Below are 19,582 nucleotides of genomic sequence, written 5' to 3' on the forward strand. Positions count from 1 at the left end.
GCCAGATGAGTCGGCGTCCGCGCCTGCAGCGCCGGCTGGCAGCGCTCGCGCTGATCGGCCTGGTGCTGTCGGCGACCGCGATCGCGCATCCGCTGGCGGACGCCGCCCGCCGGCAAGTCGGCGTCACCGTCCGCTACGACCCGGCCTACGTCCGCCTGGATTATCCCGGCGGCGACGTGCCGGCCGACCGCGGCGTCTGCACCGATGTGGTGGTGCGCGCGCTGCGCACGCAGGGGATCGACCTGCAGCAACGCATCCACCAGGACAAGCGCGCCCATCCGCACGCCTACCCGCGCCAATGGCAGCACCTGGCCGCCGACCCGCACATTGACCATCGACGCGTGCCCAACCAGACGACCTGGTTCACGCGCCAGGGCTGGTCGCGGCCCGTCACCCAGGCGCCAGGCGATGTCCGCGCCGGCGACATCGTCGCCTGGCGCCTGGACAACGGCCTGCTGCATATCGGCATCGTGTCCGACCGCAAGGCCGGCGACGGCACGCCGCTGGTGCTGCACAACATCGCCCGCGGCACGCGCGAGGAAAACGTGTTGCGGCGCTGGCGCATCATCGGCCATTACCGGCCCGCGCTCGCGCCGGCGTCGGCGGCTCAGGCGCGGCGGTAATCGACGAACGCGAACGCGTGCGCGTGGCGCGCGTCGGTGGCGTGATCCTGCCGCGCAGTCTCGATCCAGTCGGCCGCCTCAAAGGCCGGAAACCAGGCATCGGCGCCATCGGCCTCGACATCGACCCAGGTCAGCGCCAGGTGTGTGGCGCGCGGCAGTGCGAGCGCGTAGAGCTCGCCGCCGCCGATCACACACAGCGCATCGGCACCGTCGGCGGCGGTCTGCGCGATCGCCGCATCGAGCGACGCGATCGCTTCCATCCCGTCGAACGGCGCGCGGCCCGAACGCGTCAGCACCAGATTGCGGCGACCGGGCAGCGCGCGGCCGATCGACTCGGCGGTCTTCCGCCCCATCAGCACTGGCTGGCCCAACGTCAACGCCTTGAAGCGCTTCAGATCGTCGGGCAGGTGCCAGAGCAGAGCATTGCTGCCACCGATCGCGCGATTGCGATCCAGGGCTGCGATCAACACGATCCGCGGCGTGGCACGCTCGGTCATCGGCGCCCCCACGGCCGACTGCCGCGCCGTCATACCGCGACCGGCGCCTTGATCGCCGGCCACGGGTCGTAGCCGTCGAAAGCGATGTCGTCGTAGCCGAACGCGAACAGGTCGGTCACGTCCGGATTCAAGCGCAGCCGCGGCAGTGGGCGCGGTGTGCGCGTCAGTTGCTCTCGGGCCTGGTCGAAGTGGTTGGTGTACAGATGCGCGTCGCCGAGCGTGTGCACGAAATCGCCGACGCCCAGGCCGGTGGCTTGCGCGACCATGTGCGTGAGCAGCGCATAGCTGGCGATGTTGAACGGCACACCGAGGAAAATGTCGCCGCTGCGCTGGTAGAGCTGGCAGCTCAGGCGGCCGTCGACGACGTAGAACTGGAACATCGTATGGCAGGGCATCAGCGCCATCTGCGGCAGGTCGGCGACATTCCAGGCGCTGACGATGAGCCGGCGCGAGTCGGGATTGCGCACGATCTCCTCGACGACCCAGCGGATCTGGTCGATCTCGCGACCGTCACTGCCGGTCCAGCGCCGCCACTGCTTGCCGTAGACCGGCCCCAGTTCGCCGTCGGCATCGGCCCACTCGTCCCAGATGCCGACCTTGTGGGCCTTGAGATACCCGATGTTGGTCTCGCCTTTCAGGAACCACAGCAGCTCATGCACGATCGAGCGCAAGTGCAGCTTCTTGGTCGTGACCAGCGGAAAGCCCTCGGCCAGGTCGAAGCGCATCTGCCAGCCGAACACGCTGCGCGTGCCGGTGCCGGTGCGGTCGGCCTTGTCGTTGCCGTGCTCGAGCACATGACGCAGCAGATCCAGGTACTGGCGCATGCTCAGCCCGCCTGCGCCGGCACGGCCGGCTGCAACACCGGCGCGCTGCGCGAACGCCACAGCAGGAACAGACCCAGCGCGACCAGCGGCAGCGACAGCAGTTGTCCCTGGGTGACCCAGCCGAAGGCCAGATAGCCGATATTCGCATCGGGCACACGCACGAACTCGACCAGGATCCGGAACACGCCGTAGAGCAGCGCGAACATCCCCGAGACCGCATAGCGCGCACGCGGCTTGCGCGAGAACAGCCACAGGATGACGAACATCGCCAGCCCCTCCAGGCCCGCCTGGTAAAGCTGCGAGGGGTGGCGCGCGAATTGATCCAGCGCACCGGTCGCAAACTCGGCCTGCAGGCGTTCTGCCGACCAGCCGGCGAACGCCGGATCGGTCGGGAACACCACGCCCCAGCCAGCCTGGGTGTACTTGCCCCACAGTTCGGCACCGATGTAGTTGCCCAGCCGGCCGAAGCCCAGGCCCGGCGGCACCAACGGCGCCACGAAGTCCATCACGTCGAAGAAGTGCAGGCGCTGGCGCCGCGCCCACCACCACGCCGCCACCAGCACGCCGATCAGACCGCCGTGGAAGCTCATGCCGCCGTCCCAGACCTTGAACAGCATCAACGGGTCGGCCATCAGCTCGCCCGGCGTATAGAACAGCACGTAGCCGATGCGGCCACCGAGGATCACGCCGAGGATGCCGTTGAACAGCAGGTCGCCAAAGCGCTCGACATCGACGCCGGGCAGGCGGCCGGCGCGGATGCGCAGCCGCCCCAGCCACCAGGCCATGCCGAAGCCCAGCAGGTACATCACGCCGTACCAGTGGACCGACGGATGGAACGGGCCGATCTGCGGCAGTTGCAGCGCGATCGGATCGATCTGGTGAAGGATGATCATCGGATCAGCGCGGCAGCGGATGCGTGGGCTCGTCGACCGGCGGTGTCACCTCACCGCGATTGCGCATCGCGTTGCGCTTGGCCCACAGATTGAGCATCTCCACGAACGCCGAGAAGCCCATCGAGCCGTAGATGTAACCCTTGGGGATGTGCAGACCGAAGCCATCGAGCAGCAGGTAGACACCGATCAGCACGATGAAGGCCAGCGCCAGCATCTTCACCGTCGGGTTGGCGTCGATGAACTTGCCCAGCGGCTGCGCGGCCAGCAGCATCACCGTCACCGCCAGCAGGATCGCGCAGACCATTACCGGCACGTACTCGCCGGCCATGCCGACCGCGGCGATCACCGAGTCGAGCGAGAACACGATGTCGATGACCGCGATCTGCGCGATCACCGCACCGAACGACGCCGTCGCCTTGCCGACGCTGCCATGGGCTTCGGGATCCTCGCCCTTGAGCTGCTCGCGGATCTCCATCGCGCCCTTCACGATCAGGAACAGGCCGCCGAGGATCAGGATCAGGTCGCGCACCGAGATGCCGCGGCCGAACAGCTCGAACAGCGGATCGGTCAACCGCGCCAGCCAGGCCAGCGTCAGCAGCAGGCCGATGCGCGTGATGCAGGCCACGGCGATACCGAACTTGCGCGCGAACTCGCGCTTCTCGACGGGCAGCTTGCCGACGGCGATCGAGATGAAGACCAGGTTGTCGATGCCGAGCACGATCTCGATCGCACTGAGCGTGATCAGCAGGATCCAGACCTGGGGGTCGGTCAGCAGTTCCATCATGGGGAGGGCTTCCTCGTTTGGGTCCAGCCACCGCGGGGCTCGCGGCGGCGTCTACAGCCAGCGCGGCAGCAGGATCAGCGTCCATACCGCCACCACATTGATCATCGTCACGAACACTGCGGCCGATCCCATATCCTTGGCCCGCCCGGCGAGCTCGTGATGCTCGGCGCCGTAACGCTCGATCACCGCCTCGATCGCCGAATTCAACAACTCCACCGCCAGCACCAGCAGGCAGCTGCCCAGCAGCAGCGCCCGCTCCACGCCGGTCGCGCCCAGCCACAAGGCCAGCGGCGCGAGCACCACCAGCAGGCAGACCTCGAGCCGGAACGAAGACTCGTGTAACCAGGCGGCGCGCAGGCCCTGGCAGGACCACACCGTGGCCTTGAGCATCCGTGCCGGCCCGCGCGGCCAGTGTCCGGTCTCGTCAGCCATCGCTCACGTCCGCGCCCGATGGATCATCGCCGAACGCCAGATGCGCACCGGCGGGGCTCGGCGCACGGGCCGCGGAGGGGTCGAAAGCATTGGCAGACCGGATCGGAAGGACTGTCGCGACCGGGCGATTCTGCCACATCCCGGGCCTCGGGCCGGCCGTGGTTTGCATCGTGCGACAGGGGCTGTTTGACTGGCGGCTCGTTCGAACCTGGTCCTGTCCCTGATGCATGCCCCGCTTTTCGCCCGTTTCCGCGCCGCCGCCGTCCTCTCGCTCGCTGCCCTGCTGCTGGCCGCCTGTGCCAGCAGCCCGCGCAATTTCACCGCCGGCCTCGACCCGGTGTCATCGCCCGAATGGGCAGCCGATATGGCCCGGTTCGCCGCCCAGGACGCCGCGACGCCGCCGCCGGAGCGGCCGGTGGTGTTCACCGGCAGCTCGTCGGTGCGCTTCTGGGACACACTAGCGGCCGACTTCCCCGACGTGCCGGTGCTTAACCGCGGTTTCGGCGGCTCGCAGGTGCGCGATTCGGTGTGGTACGCCGACGAGATCGCATTGCGCTACCGCCCGCGCCAGATCGTGCTCTACGCCGGCGACAACGACACCGCCGACGGCCGGTCCGCGCAACAGGTGCTGGCCGACACGCAGCTCTTCGTCCGGCGTGTCCACGCCGAGCTGCCCGGCACCCAGATCGCGCTGCTCGGCATCAAGCCCAGCCCGTTGCGCGCGAACCTGCTGGGCGTCCAGCGAGAGGCCAACGACGCGCTGCGCGCCTGGGCCGCGACCCAGCGCAATGTCGCCTATATCGATGTCTTCACCCCGATGCTGGATGTGAACGGCGTGCCGCGCGAGGCGTTGTTCATCGAAGATCGCCTGCACATGAACGCCGCCGGCTATGCGCTGTGGCGCGAGATCATCGGCCCCTACCTGGTCCGCTGACGCCGGGCGTTCACCCGGCCCGAATGCGTGCCCGGCGAGACTGCGCCGGGTATCGACCCGGAGCACGGCCATGCGCCTCCGCCTCGCCGCCGGCCTGCTGGCCGCGCTGACCCTGGGAGTTCCCATGCCGCATGCGTTCGCACAATCGACCGTCGCGCCACAGCACCCCGGCGCACCGGGCTACGACGCCCTGCTCGAGGCCGCCACCGCGCCACTGCGCAACGCGCTCGGTGACCGCGTGGTCCTCGACGTCGAACGCCTGGACCGGCTGGGCGATTGGGCGTTCCTGCAGGGCACGCTGCGCGCCCCCGGGGGCGGACGCCCGGACTACGCCGGCACGCCGTATGCGGAGCGTGCTGCGGCCGGTGGCATGTCCGATGTCTATGTGGCGCTGCTGCGCGCGCAGCCTGCGCCGACCAACGCCGCCGACGCGGCGTCGGAAGCGCCGCCCCACGACGGGACAGCGACGGACGCGAACCCCGCCACGACGCAATGGACGGTGCTCGACCAAGCGATCGGGCCGTCCGATGTGGCGTGGCTGACCTGGCCGCAGACGCACGCGGCACCCCGCCAGTTGTTCGGGTTCTAGCGGCGGCGCCCTCCGTGTGCGCCAAGGCGCGGGCGCTCGCACGACTTGTGCACACATCAAAGCGGCCGGCGAATGCCGGCCTCGATGGATCCGCGACCCGGCCTCAACGCGGCGGCGTGATGATCTCGTAATTGCCCGAGGCACCGCCCCAGCTGATGCGCTGCGAGCCGTCGGCATTGACGTTGTTGGAGCCGATGAACTGCGGTTTGCCGCCTTCGAAGCCGGCGAACAGCACCACGTGCGACTGGCCGTTCTTCTGCATCAGCACGACATCGCCAGGTCGGGCATTGGCCAGCGACACCGTCTGCCAACCCTCGCCCTTGAGGTTGTTGGCCAACTGGTCGACCGAGGCGCTGGCCTGGCCGGCATCGATGACACCGGCCTTCTGCAGCACCGCCGAGACGAAGTTCGCGCAGTTGACGTTGTTGGGCACCCACGACTGCATCGGGAGTTCGTCGCTGTACTTGAGTTCGCCCGCGTTGCGCCCGATGAACTGCTCGGCGATCGCGGCCGGGTTGCGTGCATCGACCGCCCCGGTATCGCTGACCGCGCCGGTGCCGCCAACGCCACCGGTCCCCTGACTGCCGGTCGCGCCGCCTGCGGCGCCGGGGATATTGAGCGTGTCGCCGGCGTAGATCTTGTTGGGGTCGCGGATCTGGCTGTTGGCCGACATCAGCGCATCGACCGACGTGCCATAGCGCACGGCCAGTGCGCTGAGGGTATCGCCCCAGGCGATGTGGTGGGACGAGGTGCTGCCGATCGCAGTCATCGCTGAGCCTCCGGAACGGATTCGGGCAGGCCCCAGGTCACTGGGGCGGACACCTGCACTGTCACCGCCCCGATCCACCCGCTCAATCTGGGAGCGACCCTAGTCCGAAGGCGTTCCCCATTCATCGCGCGGCCCGGCCTGTCCATGCGACGGCATTGCCACGGCGATGCCGTGTGCGTTGTGAAGCGACGGGGCGATCGGCCTGCGTGCAGACGTGCAAGCCCTCGTGCGCCGCCCATCGCGCCGCCGTCTGCCCGTGGCTCGACCGATCAGCGATCAGCGATCAGCGCCGGCGGGCGGCCCCCATGGGCTGGTGCAGGCTCAGTACGGTGCCGTCGGGATCGAGGAAGTCGAGGGTGAGCCCGCCATCGGGCGCTTCGCTGACCGGGGTCACGATCTCCACGCCCTTGGCGACGAGCGCATCGGCGCAATCGTCGATGCCGCCATCGAGCGAGAACACCGGGATCGGGGTGTCGCCCATCCGGACGGCGCGTTCGAGCAACACGAGCGTCACGCTGCCGGCCTGGGCGATGGCCATCGAGCCCTCATGACTGTCTTCGACCGTAAGCGTCAGACCGAGCACGTCACGGTAGAAGACCGCACTGCGTGGCAGGTCGGCGACGAAGAACACAAGCGTTTCGAGTCGGGCATTTGCGAGCATGGCGAGTCCTGAGGATGGGTTACGCCGATACGTTGCCGCCGGGGGCCGAAGTGTGAGCACCGCGACGAATCAGCAACAGCTGCCCACTGGGATCGTGTGTGCCGAGCGCACTGCCCAACGCTGCGTGCTGCAGCACGCAGCGGATCGGCCCCATCGGCCGGGGCATCGGAGCGCAGCGCGACGCCGGCGCTGCGGCAAAGGCCTGCAGAGCCGCCCGGACATCTGCAGGTGCCGACGCGACGGACTTGCGGATCGAGACCAAGCGTTGCCGGAACGCCTGCGGCGAAATGCCGAGCAGCCAACGGATCTCGGCAGCATCGAGCCCATGCAGGGCGAGCCGGGCCACGCGTCGTGCCGCGAGCGGCATCGTCGGCAGCGCTGGCAGAGCCACCACGTCGCAGGGATCGCGTGCCTGCAGCCATTGGCCGGCCGCATCCTCGCGCCGCCGCCGTCGCACCGCACCGCGCGCCGCCATGGCGGCCTGCCGGCGCAAGGTGCCTGCCAGCCATGCCGCATCGGTGCGGCCGGCCAGGATCGCGGCGAGCAGGACCTCCTGCACCAGATCGTCGACATCGGCCGCGCGTCGGCTCAGGCGCGCCGCCTGTGCGCGCAGACGACGCAGTACGGTAGCGTCGATCGCCGGCGATCGGGGCAGATCGCCGCTTGTGGCATCGGCACGAGGCGCAGGCATGCACGGAGCATAGCGCCACCCCGTGCGCGCAGGACGTCCGCCTCGCGGCTCACTGCTGGCGCAGCGCCTCGATCGGATCGAGCTCGGAGGCCTTGCGCGCCGGGTAGTAGCCGAAGAACAGGCCGGTCGCGACCGAGAACCCGGCTGCCAGCGCGACCACGTTGCCGTTGAGCTGGATCGGCAACTCGCTGTTGTAGTGCCCTACCAACAACGCCCCGATCACGCCCAGCGCGATGCCCAGCACACCGCCGCCCAACGACAGCAGCATCGCCTCGGCCAGGAACTGGCGGCGGATATCCGACGGCCCGGCGCCGACCGCCATGCGCAGACCGATCTCACGGATCCGCTCGGTCACCGAGACCAGCATGATATTCATGATGCCGATGCCGCCGACGATCAGCGAGATCGTCGCGACCGCGCCGAGCAGCCACGACATCTGCCGGGTGGTCTGGTTGCGGGTGGCGACCAGTTGCGAGACGTTGCGCACCTGGAAGTCGTCCGGCTCGCCGGGGCCGATGCGGTGGCGCTGGCGCAGCAGTGACTCCACCTCGTTCTGCACATAGCCCAGGTCGCCGGCATCGGCGACCGTCAGCGAGACATCCATGACCGCGCCGGCCGGCAGGCCCATCGCGCCCATCAGGCGCCTTCGCGCGGTGTCCAGCGGCACGATCAGGATCTCGTCCTGGTCGCTGCCGAAGCCGCTCAGCCCCTTGCTGTCGAGCGTGCCGAGCACGGTGAAGATCGTGCGGCCGATGCGCACCTGTTCGCCGACGCCGCTGGCCTCACCGAACAGCTCCCGGCGTACCGTTTCGCCGAGCAGCACCACGCGCTCGGCGCCGGTGAAGTGCTGGGGCTCGAAGCCGCTGCCATTGGCGATCGTCCAGCCATTGATCTCCAGGAAATCGGGCTGGACGCCGCGCCAGCTGCTGTTCCAGTTGCGTTCGGCGTAGACCACCTGGCTGCTGCCGCGCAACGAACCGGAGATGTACTGCACCTCCGGGATCTCTTGGCGGATCGCATCGATGTCGCCCTCGTTGAGGGTGAAGAAGCTCGAGGCGCTCATGCGTGCGCCGCCAGGCGAGCGGCCAGCGCTGGGGCCGATGTCGAGCTTCTGCGCGCCCAGGCCCGACAGCTGCCGATCGATCTCGGCCTGGGTGCCCTGCCCCACCGACACCATGACGATGACCGCGGCGATGCCGATGATCACGCCCAGCGACGTCAGCGCGCTGCGCATCCAGTTGCCGCGCAGCGCGAAGATCGCCGTGCGCAGCACGTCGAGGAAGCTCATGGGCGCCCTCCAGACGGTTGGGTGGCGGCCTCGGTATGAAGGGCCGGATGCCCGCTTCCCAGCTCTTCATGCAGCTCGCCGTCGCGCATCACATAGGTGCGGTCGGCATGCGCGGCAACCTCGGGGTCGTGGGTGATCAGCACCACGGTATGGCCGTCGTCGCGCAGTTGCTTGAACAGCGCGAGGATCTCCTCGCCGGTGCGGGTGTCGAGCGCGCCCGTCGGCTCGTCGGCGAGCAGCACCGGCGGGCGGTTGATCAGCGCGCGCGCGATCGCGACGCGCTGCTGCTGGCCACCGGACAACTCGCTGGGCCGGTGCGCAGTCCGCGCGCCCAGCCCGACCGCCTCGAGCGCGGCCTGCGCCCGCGCCCGCCGTTCGGCGGGCGACACGCGGGCATAGCCCAGCGGCATCGCCACGTTGTCGAGCGCACTCATCCGCGGCAGCAGGTTGAAGCCCTGGAACACGAAGCCGATCGTGTCGCGACGCAGGGCCGCCAACGCTTCGCGGTCGAGGGTCGCGACATCGACGCCGTCGCACAGATAGATGCCATCGCTGGGCGTGTCGAGACAGCCGATGAGATTCATCAACGTCGATTTGCCCGACCCCGACGGCCCCATGATCGCGACGAACTCGCCGCGCCGGATGAGCAGATCGACGCCGCGCAAGGCCACGACCTCCGCCTCGCTGCCTTCGGCGTAGACCTTCCTCAACGCGCGGGTCTCGATGACGGGCGCTGCCGCGGGTGCCGGAGCGGATGTGCTCATCGCGGCGCACGTTCGCCGATGACGATCGCATCGCCCTCGGCGAGCGGACCGGAAATCTCGACGCTGCTGCCGTCGCTGGCGCCGATGCGCACCGGCACCGCCTCGCGCTGCCCGTCGACCAGGCGATAGAGCGTGGTCCGCGTGGCGCCGACCAGAGATGCCAGCGTGCGCTGCCATTGCGCGCGCTGGGTGTCGTCGAGCTGTGCGGCGAAGCCGGCAAACTCCTGCTGGACGCGCTCGGTCATGCGCTGGCGGATCTGCGCCTGCAGCCGGGGGTCGAGCGCGCGCGCGCCACCGCCCGGTCCGCCGCCCGGTCCACCAGGGCCGCCTGCCGCCGGGCCACGCCCGCCCGCGGGTGCGCGTTGGGCCCCGGCTTGTTGACGCTCCTGCTGGCGCGCGCGCATGGCGGCCAGCGCCGCATCGAAGGCGGCCCGCTGCGATGCATTCAATTCGAGGTCTGCGGCTGCGGCCTCGAGGTCCGCCGCCAGGCCGCCACCGGGGGCACCCGAGGGCGCCGCCATCGCGATCTGCGCTGCATCGGCCGGCTTGTAGCGTGTCGCGGCGCTGGCCACCTTGAGCACGTTGCGGCGGTTGCTGACTTCGATCTCGGCATTGACCGTGAGCCCCGGCAGCAGCGTGCCGTCGCTGTTGTCGACGGTCACCACCACCGGATAGGTGACCACATTGTTGGTGGTCGTCGCCGACAGCCGGACCTGCTCGACGACGCCGCGGAACTGACGATCGGGAAAGGCGTCGGCGGTGAAGTTGACCGTCTGCCCGGCGCGCACCTGGCCGATGTCCGATTCATCGACCGACAGCTCGATGCGCATCTTCGCCAGGTCCTCGGCGATCTGGAACAGCTCGGGCGCGGTCATGCTCGCGGCCACCGTCTGCCCGGGCTCGATCGAGCGCAGCAGCACCACCCCGTCCACCGGGGAGCGGATCACCGTGCGATCCAGGTTGACCCGCGTGGTCTGCGTCGCGGCGGTCTGCTGGCGGATCTGCGCCTGCATCGAGGCGACCTGGGCGCGCGCCTGGTCGAGTGCGGCCTTGGCCAGGTCGATGTCGCTCTGCGCGACCAAGCGCTGGGTGCCCAGGTCGGCCTTGCGGCGATAGTCGAGCTCAGCGTTCTCCAGGGTCGCCTGCGCCTGCGCCAACGACGCCCGCGCCGAGGCGATCTGCGCGCTGCCCTGCTCGATCTGCGCCTGGTAGCTGCTCGGATCGATGCGCGCGATGATCTGGCCCTTGACGACCTTGTCGTTGAAATCGACCAGCACGTCGGTGATCTGCCCCGAGATCTGGCTGCCGACGGTCACCGTCGAGGTCGCGCTGAGGGTGCCGGTCGCCGAGATCGCCACGCGGATGTCGCCGCGCTCGACCAGCGTGGTGCGGTAGGCCGACTCGGCGCCCTCGCTGCTGCGCCCGGTCCACCACCACAGCCCCGCGGCGATGACGGCGATCCCCACGACGATGGGCACGATGCGCGCCGGACCACGGCGACGGGACACGGACTTGGGCTTGGCACGGCTCGACATGCAGGCATCTTCGATGGGCGATATGACGGGGTAACGCACCAGGCCGGCCGCAGTTGACCGGAGTGCGCACCGATTATCATGCCGCGTGCAGGACCGGTGGGCGCGGGCTCAGCCGGCCGGGCGCGTCAGCTTGATCGTCACCGTGGTGCCCTCGCCGGGCGTGCTGTCCAGGCTCACCGGCCAGCCGAAGCGGGTGCCCAACCGGCGCACGATGGACAGGCCGATGCCCTTGCCGACCTGGCCGAACGGGTCGACCCGGTAGAACGGCTCGTACACCCGCTGCAGCACCTCGTGCGTCATGCCGATGCCGGTATCGCGCACGACGATGCGATCCTCGGCGACCACCACCACCACCTCGCCTTTCTCGGTGAACGCCCAGGCGTTGCGCAGCAGATGGCCGAGCATCACACCGAGCACGCGCGGCGGGGCCTCCAGCCGCGGGCTGGCCTGCAGGTCGACCCGCAGCCCCAGGTGCTTGGCATCGAACATCGGCCGGACCTTCTCGACCTCTTCGTCGACGACCGCAGCGACCTCGAACACTTCGCTTTGCGGCATCACCCCGCGCTCGCGCGCGAGCACCAGCAAGGCGTCGATGACCGCCTCCATGTCCTGGCTGGCGCGGCGGATGCGCAGCAGCGGACGCTGTTGATGGGGGGGCGTCGACGGATCGGCGGCGATCATGTCGCTGGCGACGCGGATCACCGTCAGCGGCGTCCGCAGCTCGTGGCTGGCATCGCGGGTGAACTCGCGTTCGCGGCGCACGAACGAGGCGATGCGCTCGCCCAGTCCGTGCAGTGCGCTCGACAGTGCCTGGGCCTCGCGGCCGCCGCCCTCGCGCGACTCCAGCGGCGGCGGCATCCCGTCCTCGTCGCCGGCGGGATTCCAGCGACCGACCTCGACGGCGAGTTGGTGGATCGGCAGCACCATCCGCTTGGACGTGCGGTAGGTCAGCCACGACACGATGAAGATCGTGCCGACGGTCAGCACGATCAGGCCACCTGCAGCCAGGGCCAGCATGCGGTCGAACAGTCCCATCGACACCGCCAGATACAGCGTGCCGGCCTCGCGCCGGTCCACCAGCAGCACGCCGCTGGTGTCGCGGCGTTGCGAAAAGCCCTCGGGTGCATCCTTGAACCAGATCAGGCTGGCAACCGCTCGGTCGCCGCTGACGATGCTGTCCCAGGCACCGCCGCCGCTGGGGACGAAGTAGCCCTGCATATTCGCGCCAAACGGCGGCGGATAGGCCGCGTCGGTCGTGCGTGCACGCCAATAGGCCTCGGCCTCGGCGCGCAGCCAATGGCGCGCCGCGACCTCACGGCCCACCAGCGCCGCGGCCAGGATGCACACGATCAGCGTCATGCCAGCGATGACCGCCTGGAACGTGAACGCATCGCGGATGCGATTGGGAAGCCCTTGGGGCATTGGATCGAGCGCCTGACGTGCCGGCTTCAGGCCGGCGACTGTTCGATGTCGGCGATCCGGTAGCCGGCGCTCTGCACGGTGTGCAGCAACTGCTTGTCGTAGGGCTTGTCGATGATCTTGCGCAGGTTGTACAGGTGGCTGCGCAGGGTGTCGGAGTCGGGCAGGCTGTTGCCCCAGATCTCGCGCTCGATCTCCTGGCGGTTGACCACCCGCGGCGATTCGCGCATCAGGATCGTCAGCAGCTTCATGCCGATCGGCGAGAGCTGGAGTTCAGTGCCGCCGCGGGTGGCGCGCATGCTGGCCGGGTCGAGCACCAGGTCGGCCACCTTCAACACCTCCGAGCCGACCTGGCGACGCTCGCGGCGGATCAGCGCGCGCAGTCGGGCCTCGAGCTCCTGGATCGCGAAGGGCTTGGTCAGGTAGTCGTCGGCGCCGGAGCTCAAGCCGGTCAGCTTCTCGTCCAGCGTGTCGCGCGCGGTCAGCATCAGCACCGGCGTCGACTTGCGCGCATCCTCGCGCAAGCGCTTGCAGACCTCGATGCCGTCCAGCCGGGGCAGCATCAGGTCGAGCACGATCACGTCATAGCTGTTCTCGGTCGCCAGGCGGTACCCGTCCAGGCCGTCGGCCGCGTAGTCGACCTCGAAACCGCGCCCTTCCAGATATTCGCCGACCATCTCTGAAATGTTGCGATTGTCCTCGACAATGAGAACGAGTCCCCCTGGTTCCTGACCTGCACGCATTGCTTGGCTCCCGTGGCTGGTGCGGTGATTAATCTTTGTGAAAATCTCACGGGCCGGGTGCACAGTTCGTGAAGATTGCGGCGCATCACCCGACCGGCAGGCCCTGCGCTACGCTTCGCGCTCCCTCGCCCGAGCCCTCGACATGCCCGGCTTCGAACGCTTCCTCCCCGTGCTCCTGCTGCTGGGGTCCAACATCTTCATGACCTTTGCCTGGTACGGCCATCTCAAGTACCGCAGCGCACCGCTGCTGACGGTGATTGTGGTCAGCTGGGGCATCGCGTTCTTCGAGTACACCCTGATGGTGCCGGCCAATCGGATCGGCGCGGCGGTCTACTCGGCGCCGCAACTCAAGGGCATGCAGGAGGTCATCACCCTGCTGGTGTTCGCGGGGTTCTCGACGTGGTACCTGGGGCAGCCGTTGAAGTGGAACCATTGGGCTGGCTTCGCCATGATCGTCTTCGCAGCCTGGCTGATCTTCCTGGAGTGAGCCCAAACGCGGTGCTGCTGGCTCCCTACGTGTTCCCGGCCGTGCGCGCGGCCTCATTGCCCTGACCAGGCGGAACGCAATCGAGGGCGGGGCGGGCTTCGCGATGATCGTCTTCGCAGCCTGGCTGATCTTCCTGGAGTGAACCCAAACGCAGTGCCGCTGGCGCCTGACGTGTTCCCGGCCGCGCGCGCGGCCTCATTGTTCCAATGAGCGCACTGCGTTCCGAGAGCGGCCCTGATCGTCGTCGCGACTTGGCTGATCTTCGGTTCTTCTCCCGAGCACGGCTGAAAGCTCCACTTCGGATGGGCAGCAGCCTGCCAACCGGAAGCCGCTTCTCCCTCGGTCAAGGCCGCTTCGCAGTCCGGCCACGCGAAGCACGCGTGGCGTTCGCATGGATGCGCGGCAGTGCCGCGCACGCCATCCATGCCCACCCTGCCTTGACTCGGGCGCGCGCCCGCTCCGCTTCACGGCTCGGCCCCGCCCGGCGTAGCACGCCACCGGCTGTCAGTCCGCTGCTGCGGACGTGCGCACCCTGACTTCGGTAGACGCGGCGTCGACCACTGGAAAAAGTCGCACGCCTTGGGTCTCAGTGTGTCGTGCTGTTCGCAGATTGCGATCGCAGGCCAGGGATGGGGCGCACAGAATTCCCAAATTCAAGAGAAGAACTTGGTCTTCCTGGAGTGAACCCCGACACGGGACCGCGGATCAGGCAGCTCGCGGCGAGAGCATGATCACCGCCATGCCGGCCAGGCACAGCGCCGCACCGAGCAGGTCCCAGCGCGTCGGCACGACCGCGTCCACCCGCCACAGCCAGACCAGGGCCACCGCGACATAGACCCCGCCATAGGCCGCATAAACGCGTCCCGAGGCGGTCGGATGCAGGCTCAGCAGCCAGACGAACAGCGCCAGCGACAGCGCGGCCGGCACCAGCAGCCAAGCGCTGCCCGCCTTGCGCAGCCACAGATAAGGCAGATAGCAGCCCACGATCTCGGCCACGGCGGTGAGCAGGAACAGCAGCAGAGTCTTCATGAGCCGGAAGGGAGTTGGGGGACGGGACAATGCGTCGTTACGGTAGCGGCCGGGCGGCGCGGCGCGAAGCCGGGCCTCGCGCTACGCAGGCGTCAGTCCGGGCCTCCGGGGTCAGACCCGCCTTCACTGCGCTTGACCCGCGTCCAGTAGGCCTCCTGCGCGGCAAGCGGCAGTTCGGCGAACGCGGTGCCGTCGGCCTCGGCCAGCGTCTCCATCGCACGGAACCGTCGTTCGAACTTGTGGTTGGCGCGGCGCAGCGCGCTGCCGACATCGACCTTCGCATGGCGTGCCAGATTGGCGGCGACGAACAGCAGATCGCCCAACTCGTCCTCCAGCCGATCGCGCGCGGCTGCATCATCGGAATCGGCGGCGAGCGCATCGAACTCGGCGCGCACCTCGTCGAGTTCCTCCTGCAGCTTGGCGAGCACCGGCTGCGGCCCGGGCCAATCGAACCCCACCCGCGCCGCGCGGTTCTGCAGCTTTGTCGCGCGCTGCCATTCCGGCAGGCCACGGGCGATGCCGGCCAACGCCGAACGGTCGGTCTCGCCGGCCTCGGCGCGCTCGGCCCGCTTGATCGCCTCCCAGTTGGTCGCAACCGCGCCGGCATCTGGGGCCGAGGTCTGTGCGAACACGTGCGGGTGCCGCCGGACCAGCTTGCCGACGATCGCCGCGACCACGTCGTCGAACGAGAACGCCCCCTGCTCCTGCGCCATGCGGGCATGGAAGACGACCTGCAGCAACAGGTCGCCCAACTCGTCGCACAGGCCCGGCAAGTCGCCGCGGTCGATCGCATCGGCAACTTCGTAGGCCTCCTCGATCGTGTACGGCGCGATCGTGGAGAAATCCTGCTGCAGGTCCCAAGGACAGCCGGTCTGCGGATCGCGCAACCGCGCCATCACCGCCAGCAACCGCGCCATCCCGCCGTCGTTCTCAGCCATCACACACATCCTTCAACCAAAACCGGGGTCAGAGTCGATTTCTTGAACATAACGGGCAGCCCGAAAAATCGACTCTGACCCCGGTTCTGGGCGTCAGAGCCATGTGCGCCAGGGGAGGTCGGGGTCGCCGAGGGCGATGAAGTCGCCGTTGAGCAGGATCGGACGCTGGTTGTAGCGGAAGGGCCGGCCGTCGGGCGCGAGCACGGCGCCGCCGGCGGCCTCCAGGATCGCCTGCCCGGCCGCGGTGTCCCACTCGCAGGTCGGTCCGAAGCGCGGGTAGACATCGAGGGCGCCTTCGGCGAGCCGACAGAACTTCAGCGACGAGCCGAGCGGACGCGGCTCGATGTCGCCGATCCGTGCCAGTACCGCTGCGGTCCGCGGATCACGATGCGAGCGGCTGGCGGCGACCCGCAGCGGGCCAGCCATGCCTGCGCTCCGGCGCGCACGCATCGTGGTCTCGCCGCCGCCATCGCGGCGGAAGGCCCCGACGCCCGGCATGCCGTACCACAGCGCGCCGGTGACCGGGGCCTGGATCACCCCGAGGATCGCGACGCCGTCGTCGATCAGCGCCAGGTTGACGCTGAACTCGCCGTTGCGCTTGACGAAATCCCGGGTGCCATCGAGCGGGTCGACCAGCCACATCCGCCGCCAGGCGCGGCGCTCGGCCGCCGGCACCGTATCGGCCGCTTCCTCCGACACCACCGGAATGTCGGGCGTGAGCCGCTGCAGGCCGTCGACGATGACATGGTGCGCGGCGAGATCGGCCGCGGTCACCGGGCTGTCATCGGCCTTGGCGACCACGTCGAAAGCGTGTGCGTAGACCGCGAGGATCGCCTCGGCGGCGCGGTGCGCGATTGCGATCGCGCCTTCGACGATCGCAGCCTCGACCGGCGCGCGGCCGTCAGCCACCGTAATGGCGCAGCCAGTCGCGGACGATGAACAACGCGGCGATCGAGCGCCCTTCCGAGAAGTCCTCGCGCAGGATCAATTCGTGCAGCGCATCGAGCTTCCACGGCACCACGTCCAGCTCCTCGGGCTCATCGCCGGGCAGCCGCTCGGGATACAGGTCGCGCGCGAGCACCAGGGTGGCCTGGTGGCTCATGTAGGTCGGCGCCAGGCTCAGGCTGCGCAAGGCATCGAGCCGGCGGGCGCCGTAGCCGGCCTCCTCCTTGAGCTCGCGGTCGGCGGCCTGGATCGGCGTCTCGCCGGCGTCGATCCGGCCCTTGACCAGGCCCAGCTCGTAGCGATGCATGCCGGCAGCGTACTCGCGCACCAGCAACACGGTTTCCGCGTCGATCAACGGGACCACGATCACCGCGCCATGGCCACGCCCGTGCAGGCGCTCGTAGCGTCGGCGCTCGCCGTTGGAGAACTCCAGATCGAGCTGCTCCATCCGGTACGGGCCAGCGTCGTGCTCGGTGATCCCGTGGATCGTCGGCAGCCGTCGGCTCACGCGCGCACGCTCCGGCCTGCACGGCGCCGGCGCTGCGGGGCGATAATGGTGGGATGACAGGACAGATCCACGATCCGGCCATTCTAGCCGACGGCAACGACTGGCGGACCCGCGACCTCGCCGCGGTCTGGCACCCGTGCACGCAGATGCGCGAGCACCCCGATACGCAACCGCTGCTGCCGATCGTGCGCGGCGAGGGCGCCTGGCTGGTCGAGGCCGGCGGTCGCCGCATCCTCGACTCGGGCAGCAGTTGGTGGACCAACCTGCACGGGCATGCCGAGCCGCGCATCGCCGAGGCGATCGCGCGCCAGGCACGCACGCTCGAGCAGGTGATCCTGGCCGGCTGCACCCACCCCGCCGCGGTCGAGCTGGCCGAACGGTTGCTGGCGCTGGCCCCGCGCGAGCCCGGACGGGCGCCGTTGTCGAAGGTGTTCTACGCCGACAACGGCTCGGCCGGCGTCGAGGTCGCGCTGAAGATGGCGTTCCAGTGGTTCGCCAACCGCGGCGACGCGCCGCGGCGGACCAAGTTCGTCGCGCTGCGCAACGGCTATCACGGCGAAACGCTCGGTGCGCTCGCGGTCGGCGACATCCCGTTGTACCGCCGGGTCTATGCCCCGTTGCTGTGCGAGTCCCTGTTCGCGCCCTCGCCCGACGCCTTCGAGGCCCGCGACGGCCAGAGCGCCGCCGGGCACGCCGAAGATGCGGCCGATGCGCTGGCGCGGCTGCTCGATGCGCACGCCGGCGAGATCTGCGCGCTGATCCTCGAGCCGCTGATCCAGTGCGCGGGCGGCATGCGCATGCACGACCCGGTGTACCTGCGGCGCGTGCGCGAGCTGTGCGATGTGCACGGCATCTTCCTGATCGCCGACGAGATCGCAGTCGGCTTCGGGCGCACCGGCACCCTGTTCGCCTGCGAGCAGGCGCCCGGCAACGCCGGCACGCCCGCCGGCATCCAGCCCGACCTGCTGTGCCTGTCGAAGGGCCTGACCGGCGGGTTCCTGCCGCTGTCGACGGTGCTCACGACCCAGGCGCTGTACGACGGCTTCCTGGACGCCTCGCGCGAGCGCGCCTTCCTGCACTCGCACAGCTACACCGGCAATCCGCTGGCCTGCGCCGCGGCCCTGGCCTCGCTCGACATCTTCGCCGCCGACGACACGCTCGCGCGCAACCGCGACACCGCCGCGCGCATGGCCGCGCTGGCCGCGCAGGTCGGCGCGCACCGGCATGTCGCCGACACCCGCCAGACCGGCATGGTCGTCGCGTTCGAGCTCACCCGCGAGGGCAACCGCACGACGCCGTTCGATCCGGCGCTGCGCATCGGCCTGCGCGCCTACCGCCATGCGGTCGAGCACGGCGTGCTGCTGCGCCCGCTGGGCGACATCCTCTACTGGATGCCGCCCTACTGCATCGACGAAGACCAACTGCAACTGCTCGCGCAGGTCACCGCCGAGGCCATCGAGGTGGCGACGTCGTGCGCGTGATCCGGGCCTTCGTCGACCTGCCGTTGCACGAGGGCGACACGATCACGTTGCCCGACGACGCCGCCGCGCACCTGGTCCGCGTGTTGCGCCTGCGCGAGGGCGAGCGCTGCGTGCTGTTCAACGGCGACGGATACGACCACGAGGCGCAGCTGACCCGGGCCGACAAGCGCGGCGCGGCCGCGCGCATCGGCACCGGCACGCCGGTCGCGCTCGAATCGCCGCTGCGCATCGTGTTGCTGCAGGGCATCGCGCGCGGCGAGAAGATGGACTGGATCCTGCAGAAGGCCACCGAACTGGGCGTGGCCGCAATCGTGCCGGTCTCGAGCGAGCGCAGCGAGGTCCGGCTCGACGCCGAGCGCGCCGGCAAGCGGCACGCGCACTGGCGCAGCGTCGTGGTGTCGGCCTGTGAGCAGAGCTGGCGCGCGCGCGTGCCCGAGGTCGCCGCGCCGCAATCGCTGGCGGCGGCACTGGCCACGTTGCCGCCGGGCACCGGCCGCTGGTTGCTCGATCCCGAAGCGACCGCGGGCCTGACGACGATGCCCGCCCCGGCCGGCGAGCTGGTGCTCGCGATCGGCCCGGAGGGCGGCTGGTCGGCCAACGACCGCGCCGCGCTTGTCGCCGCCGGCTTCGCCGGGCTGCGCCTGGGCCCCCGGATCCTGCGCACCGAGACCGCCGGCATCGCCGCGATCGCCGCGCTGCAGGCGCGTTTCGGCGACCTGGGGTGAGCCGGGGTCCGGCCTGCCCCGGA

23 protein-coding genes are annotated in these 19,582 nt (G+C 69.6%); 6 read left to right on the plus strand and 17 right to left on the minus strand.

Going from position 1 to position 19,582, the window contains the following annotated elements; all coding sequences use genetic code 11:
- Window positions 1-5: 5 nt before the first annotated feature.
- On the plus strand, window positions 6-623 hold the full coding sequence (locus FHW73_RS14770) for a DUF1287 domain-containing protein (protein ID WP_183427509.1): 618 nt from the start codon (window positions 6-8) through the stop codon (window positions 621-623).
- Here FHW73_RS14770 and FHW73_RS14775 read toward each other — a convergent pair.
- From FHW73_RS14775 to FHW73_RS14795, 5 genes are read right to left on the minus strand one after another with little or no spacing between them, the layout of a single operon-like run.
- Window positions 608-1,120, minus strand: a complete 513-nt coding sequence (locus FHW73_RS14775) for a dihydrofolate reductase (protein WP_183427510.1) — start codon at window positions 1,118-1,120, stop codon at window positions 608-610. The two genes, FHW73_RS14770 and FHW73_RS14775, sit on opposite strands and share 16 nt — an antisense overlap.
- A gap of 29 nt (window positions 1,121-1,149) precedes the next feature.
- A complete protein-coding gene (locus FHW73_RS14780) occupies window positions 1,150-1,944 on the minus strand; it encodes a thymidylate synthase (RefSeq protein ID WP_183427511.1) in 795 nt (264 codons plus the stop codon).
- Between the two features lie 2 nt (window positions 1,945-1,946).
- On the minus strand, window positions 1,947-2,837 hold the full coding sequence (lgt, locus tag FHW73_RS14785) for a prolipoprotein diacylglyceryl transferase (RefSeq protein ID WP_183427512.1): 891 nt from the start codon (window positions 2,835-2,837) through the stop codon (window positions 1,947-1,949).
- A 4-nt stretch (window positions 2,838-2,841) separates the two neighbouring features.
- Window positions 2,842-3,621: a TerC family protein gene (locus tag FHW73_RS14790; RefSeq protein ID WP_183427513.1), complete on the minus strand. Its 780-nt coding sequence runs from the start codon at window positions 3,619-3,621 to the stop codon at window positions 2,842-2,844.
- A gap of 51 nt (window positions 3,622-3,672) precedes the next feature.
- Window positions 3,673-4,053, minus strand: coding sequence for a diacylglycerol kinase (locus FHW73_RS14795; RefSeq protein ID WP_183427514.1), 381 nt, complete (start codon window positions 4,051-4,053; stop codon window positions 3,673-3,675).
- Between the two features lie 223 nt (window positions 4,054-4,276).
- On the opposite strand from FHW73_RS14795, the gene FHW73_RS14800 reads away from it, so the two are divergent.
- Window positions 4,277-4,987 (plus strand): SGNH/GDSL hydrolase family protein, encoded by a 711-nt coding sequence (locus FHW73_RS14800; RefSeq protein ID WP_183427515.1) that lies wholly within the window; start codon window positions 4,277-4,279, stop codon window positions 4,985-4,987.
- A 70-nt stretch (window positions 4,988-5,057) separates the two neighbouring features.
- Window positions 5,058-5,576: a hypothetical protein gene (locus tag FHW73_RS14805; RefSeq protein WP_221187583.1), complete on the plus strand. Its 519-nt coding sequence runs from the start codon at window positions 5,058-5,060 to the stop codon at window positions 5,574-5,576.
- Between the two features lie 103 nt (window positions 5,577-5,679).
- Here FHW73_RS14805 and FHW73_RS14810 read toward each other — a convergent pair whose 3' ends face one another.
- From FHW73_RS14810 to FHW73_RS14845, 8 genes are all read right to left on the minus strand, one after another.
- Window positions 5,680-6,345: a LysM peptidoglycan-binding domain-containing protein gene (locus tag FHW73_RS14810; protein ID WP_183427516.1), complete on the minus strand. Its 666-nt coding sequence runs from the start codon at window positions 6,343-6,345 to the stop codon at window positions 5,680-5,682.
- 283 nt (window positions 6,346-6,628) lie between these two features.
- Window positions 6,629-7,006, minus strand: coding sequence for a VOC family protein (locus FHW73_RS14815; protein ID WP_183427517.1), 378 nt, complete (start codon window positions 7,004-7,006; stop codon window positions 6,629-6,631).
- A gap of 19 nt (window positions 7,007-7,025) precedes the next feature.
- Window positions 7,026-7,697 carry a sigma-70 family RNA polymerase sigma factor gene (locus FHW73_RS14820; RefSeq protein WP_183427518.1) on the minus strand — a complete coding sequence of 224 codons (672 nt, stop codon included), beginning with the start codon at window positions 7,695-7,697 and terminating at the stop codon, window positions 7,026-7,028.
- A gap of 49 nt (window positions 7,698-7,746) precedes the next feature.
- Window positions 7,747-8,985 carry an ABC transporter permease gene (locus FHW73_RS14825; RefSeq protein ID WP_183427519.1) on the minus strand — a complete coding sequence of 413 codons (1,239 nt, stop codon included), beginning with the start codon at window positions 8,983-8,985 and terminating at the stop codon, window positions 7,747-7,749.
- On the minus strand, window positions 8,982-9,749 hold the full coding sequence (locus tag FHW73_RS14830) for an ABC transporter ATP-binding protein (RefSeq protein ID WP_183427520.1): 768 nt from the start codon (window positions 9,747-9,749) through the stop codon (window positions 8,982-8,984). Before FHW73_RS14830 ends, FHW73_RS14825 begins: the two co-directional genes overlap by 4 nt.
- Window positions 9,746-11,257: an efflux RND transporter periplasmic adaptor subunit gene (locus tag FHW73_RS14835; protein WP_345776195.1), complete on the minus strand. Its 1,512-nt coding sequence runs from the start codon at window positions 11,255-11,257 to the stop codon at window positions 9,746-9,748. The genes FHW73_RS14830 and FHW73_RS14835 overlap by 4 nt, the downstream gene beginning before the upstream one ends.
- Window positions 11,258-11,392: 135 nt before the next feature.
- Window positions 11,393-12,706 (minus strand): HAMP domain-containing sensor histidine kinase, encoded by a 1,314-nt coding sequence (locus tag FHW73_RS14840; protein ID WP_183427522.1) that lies wholly within the window; start codon window positions 12,704-12,706, stop codon window positions 11,393-11,395.
- A gap of 26 nt (window positions 12,707-12,732) precedes the next feature.
- A complete protein-coding gene (locus tag FHW73_RS14845) occupies window positions 12,733-13,446 on the minus strand; it encodes a response regulator transcription factor (protein WP_047137337.1) in 714 nt (237 codons plus the stop codon).
- 142 nt (window positions 13,447-13,588) lie between these two features.
- Between FHW73_RS14845 and FHW73_RS14850 the strand changes: the two genes are divergently transcribed.
- Entirely contained in the window at window positions 13,589-13,933 is a 345-nt protein-coding gene (locus FHW73_RS14850) for a DMT family protein (RefSeq protein ID WP_183427523.1), read from the plus strand.
- Window positions 13,934-14,638: 705 nt separating this feature from the next.
- Here FHW73_RS14850 and FHW73_RS14855 read toward each other — a convergent pair.
- The 4 genes from FHW73_RS14855 to nudE all read right to left on the minus strand — a co-directional run bounded on the left by FHW73_RS14855 (window position 14,639) and on the right by nudE (window position 17,353).
- Complete coding sequence (locus FHW73_RS14855) at window positions 14,639-14,962, minus strand: YnfA family protein (protein WP_183427524.1); 324 nt, start codon at window positions 14,960-14,962, stop codon at window positions 14,639-14,641.
- Window positions 14,963-15,054: 92 nt separating this feature from the next.
- Window positions 15,055-15,900, minus strand: coding sequence for a nucleoside triphosphate pyrophosphohydrolase (gene mazG, locus FHW73_RS14860; protein WP_183427525.1), 846 nt, complete (start codon window positions 15,898-15,900; stop codon window positions 15,055-15,057).
- 93 nt (window positions 15,901-15,993) lie between these two features.
- The gene (gene cysQ, locus FHW73_RS14865; protein ID WP_183427526.1) at window positions 15,994-16,809 is read right to left on the minus strand and encodes a 3'(2'),5'-bisphosphate nucleotidase CysQ; all 816 of its coding nucleotides are present in this window, start codon (window positions 16,807-16,809) and stop codon (window positions 15,994-15,996) included.
- The gene (gene nudE, locus FHW73_RS14870; RefSeq protein ID WP_183427527.1) at window positions 16,802-17,353 is read right to left on the minus strand and encodes an ADP compounds hydrolase NudE; all 552 of its coding nucleotides are present in this window, start codon (window positions 17,351-17,353) and stop codon (window positions 16,802-16,804) included. The genes cysQ and nudE overlap by 8 nt, the downstream gene beginning before the upstream one ends.
- A gap of 53 nt (window positions 17,354-17,406) precedes the next feature.
- On the opposite strand from nudE, the gene bioA reads away from it, so the two are divergent.
- Together bioA and FHW73_RS14880 are read left to right on the plus strand one after the other, a co-directional pair.
- A complete protein-coding gene (gene bioA / locus FHW73_RS14875; protein WP_183427528.1) occupies window positions 17,407-18,834 on the plus strand; it encodes an adenosylmethionine--8-amino-7-oxononanoate transaminase in 1,428 nt (475 codons plus the stop codon).
- Entirely contained in the window at window positions 18,825-19,559 is a 735-nt protein-coding gene (locus FHW73_RS14880) for a 16S rRNA (uracil(1498)-N(3))-methyltransferase (protein ID WP_183427529.1), read from the plus strand. Before bioA ends, FHW73_RS14880 begins: the two co-directional genes overlap by 10 nt.
- Window positions 19,560-19,582 lie beyond the last annotated feature (23 nt).

Origin of the sequence: Luteimonas sp. RC10 (assembly GCF_014192745.1) — a bacterium.
Taxonomy (GTDB): Bacteria; Pseudomonadota; Gammaproteobacteria; order Xanthomonadales; family Xanthomonadaceae; genus Luteimonas.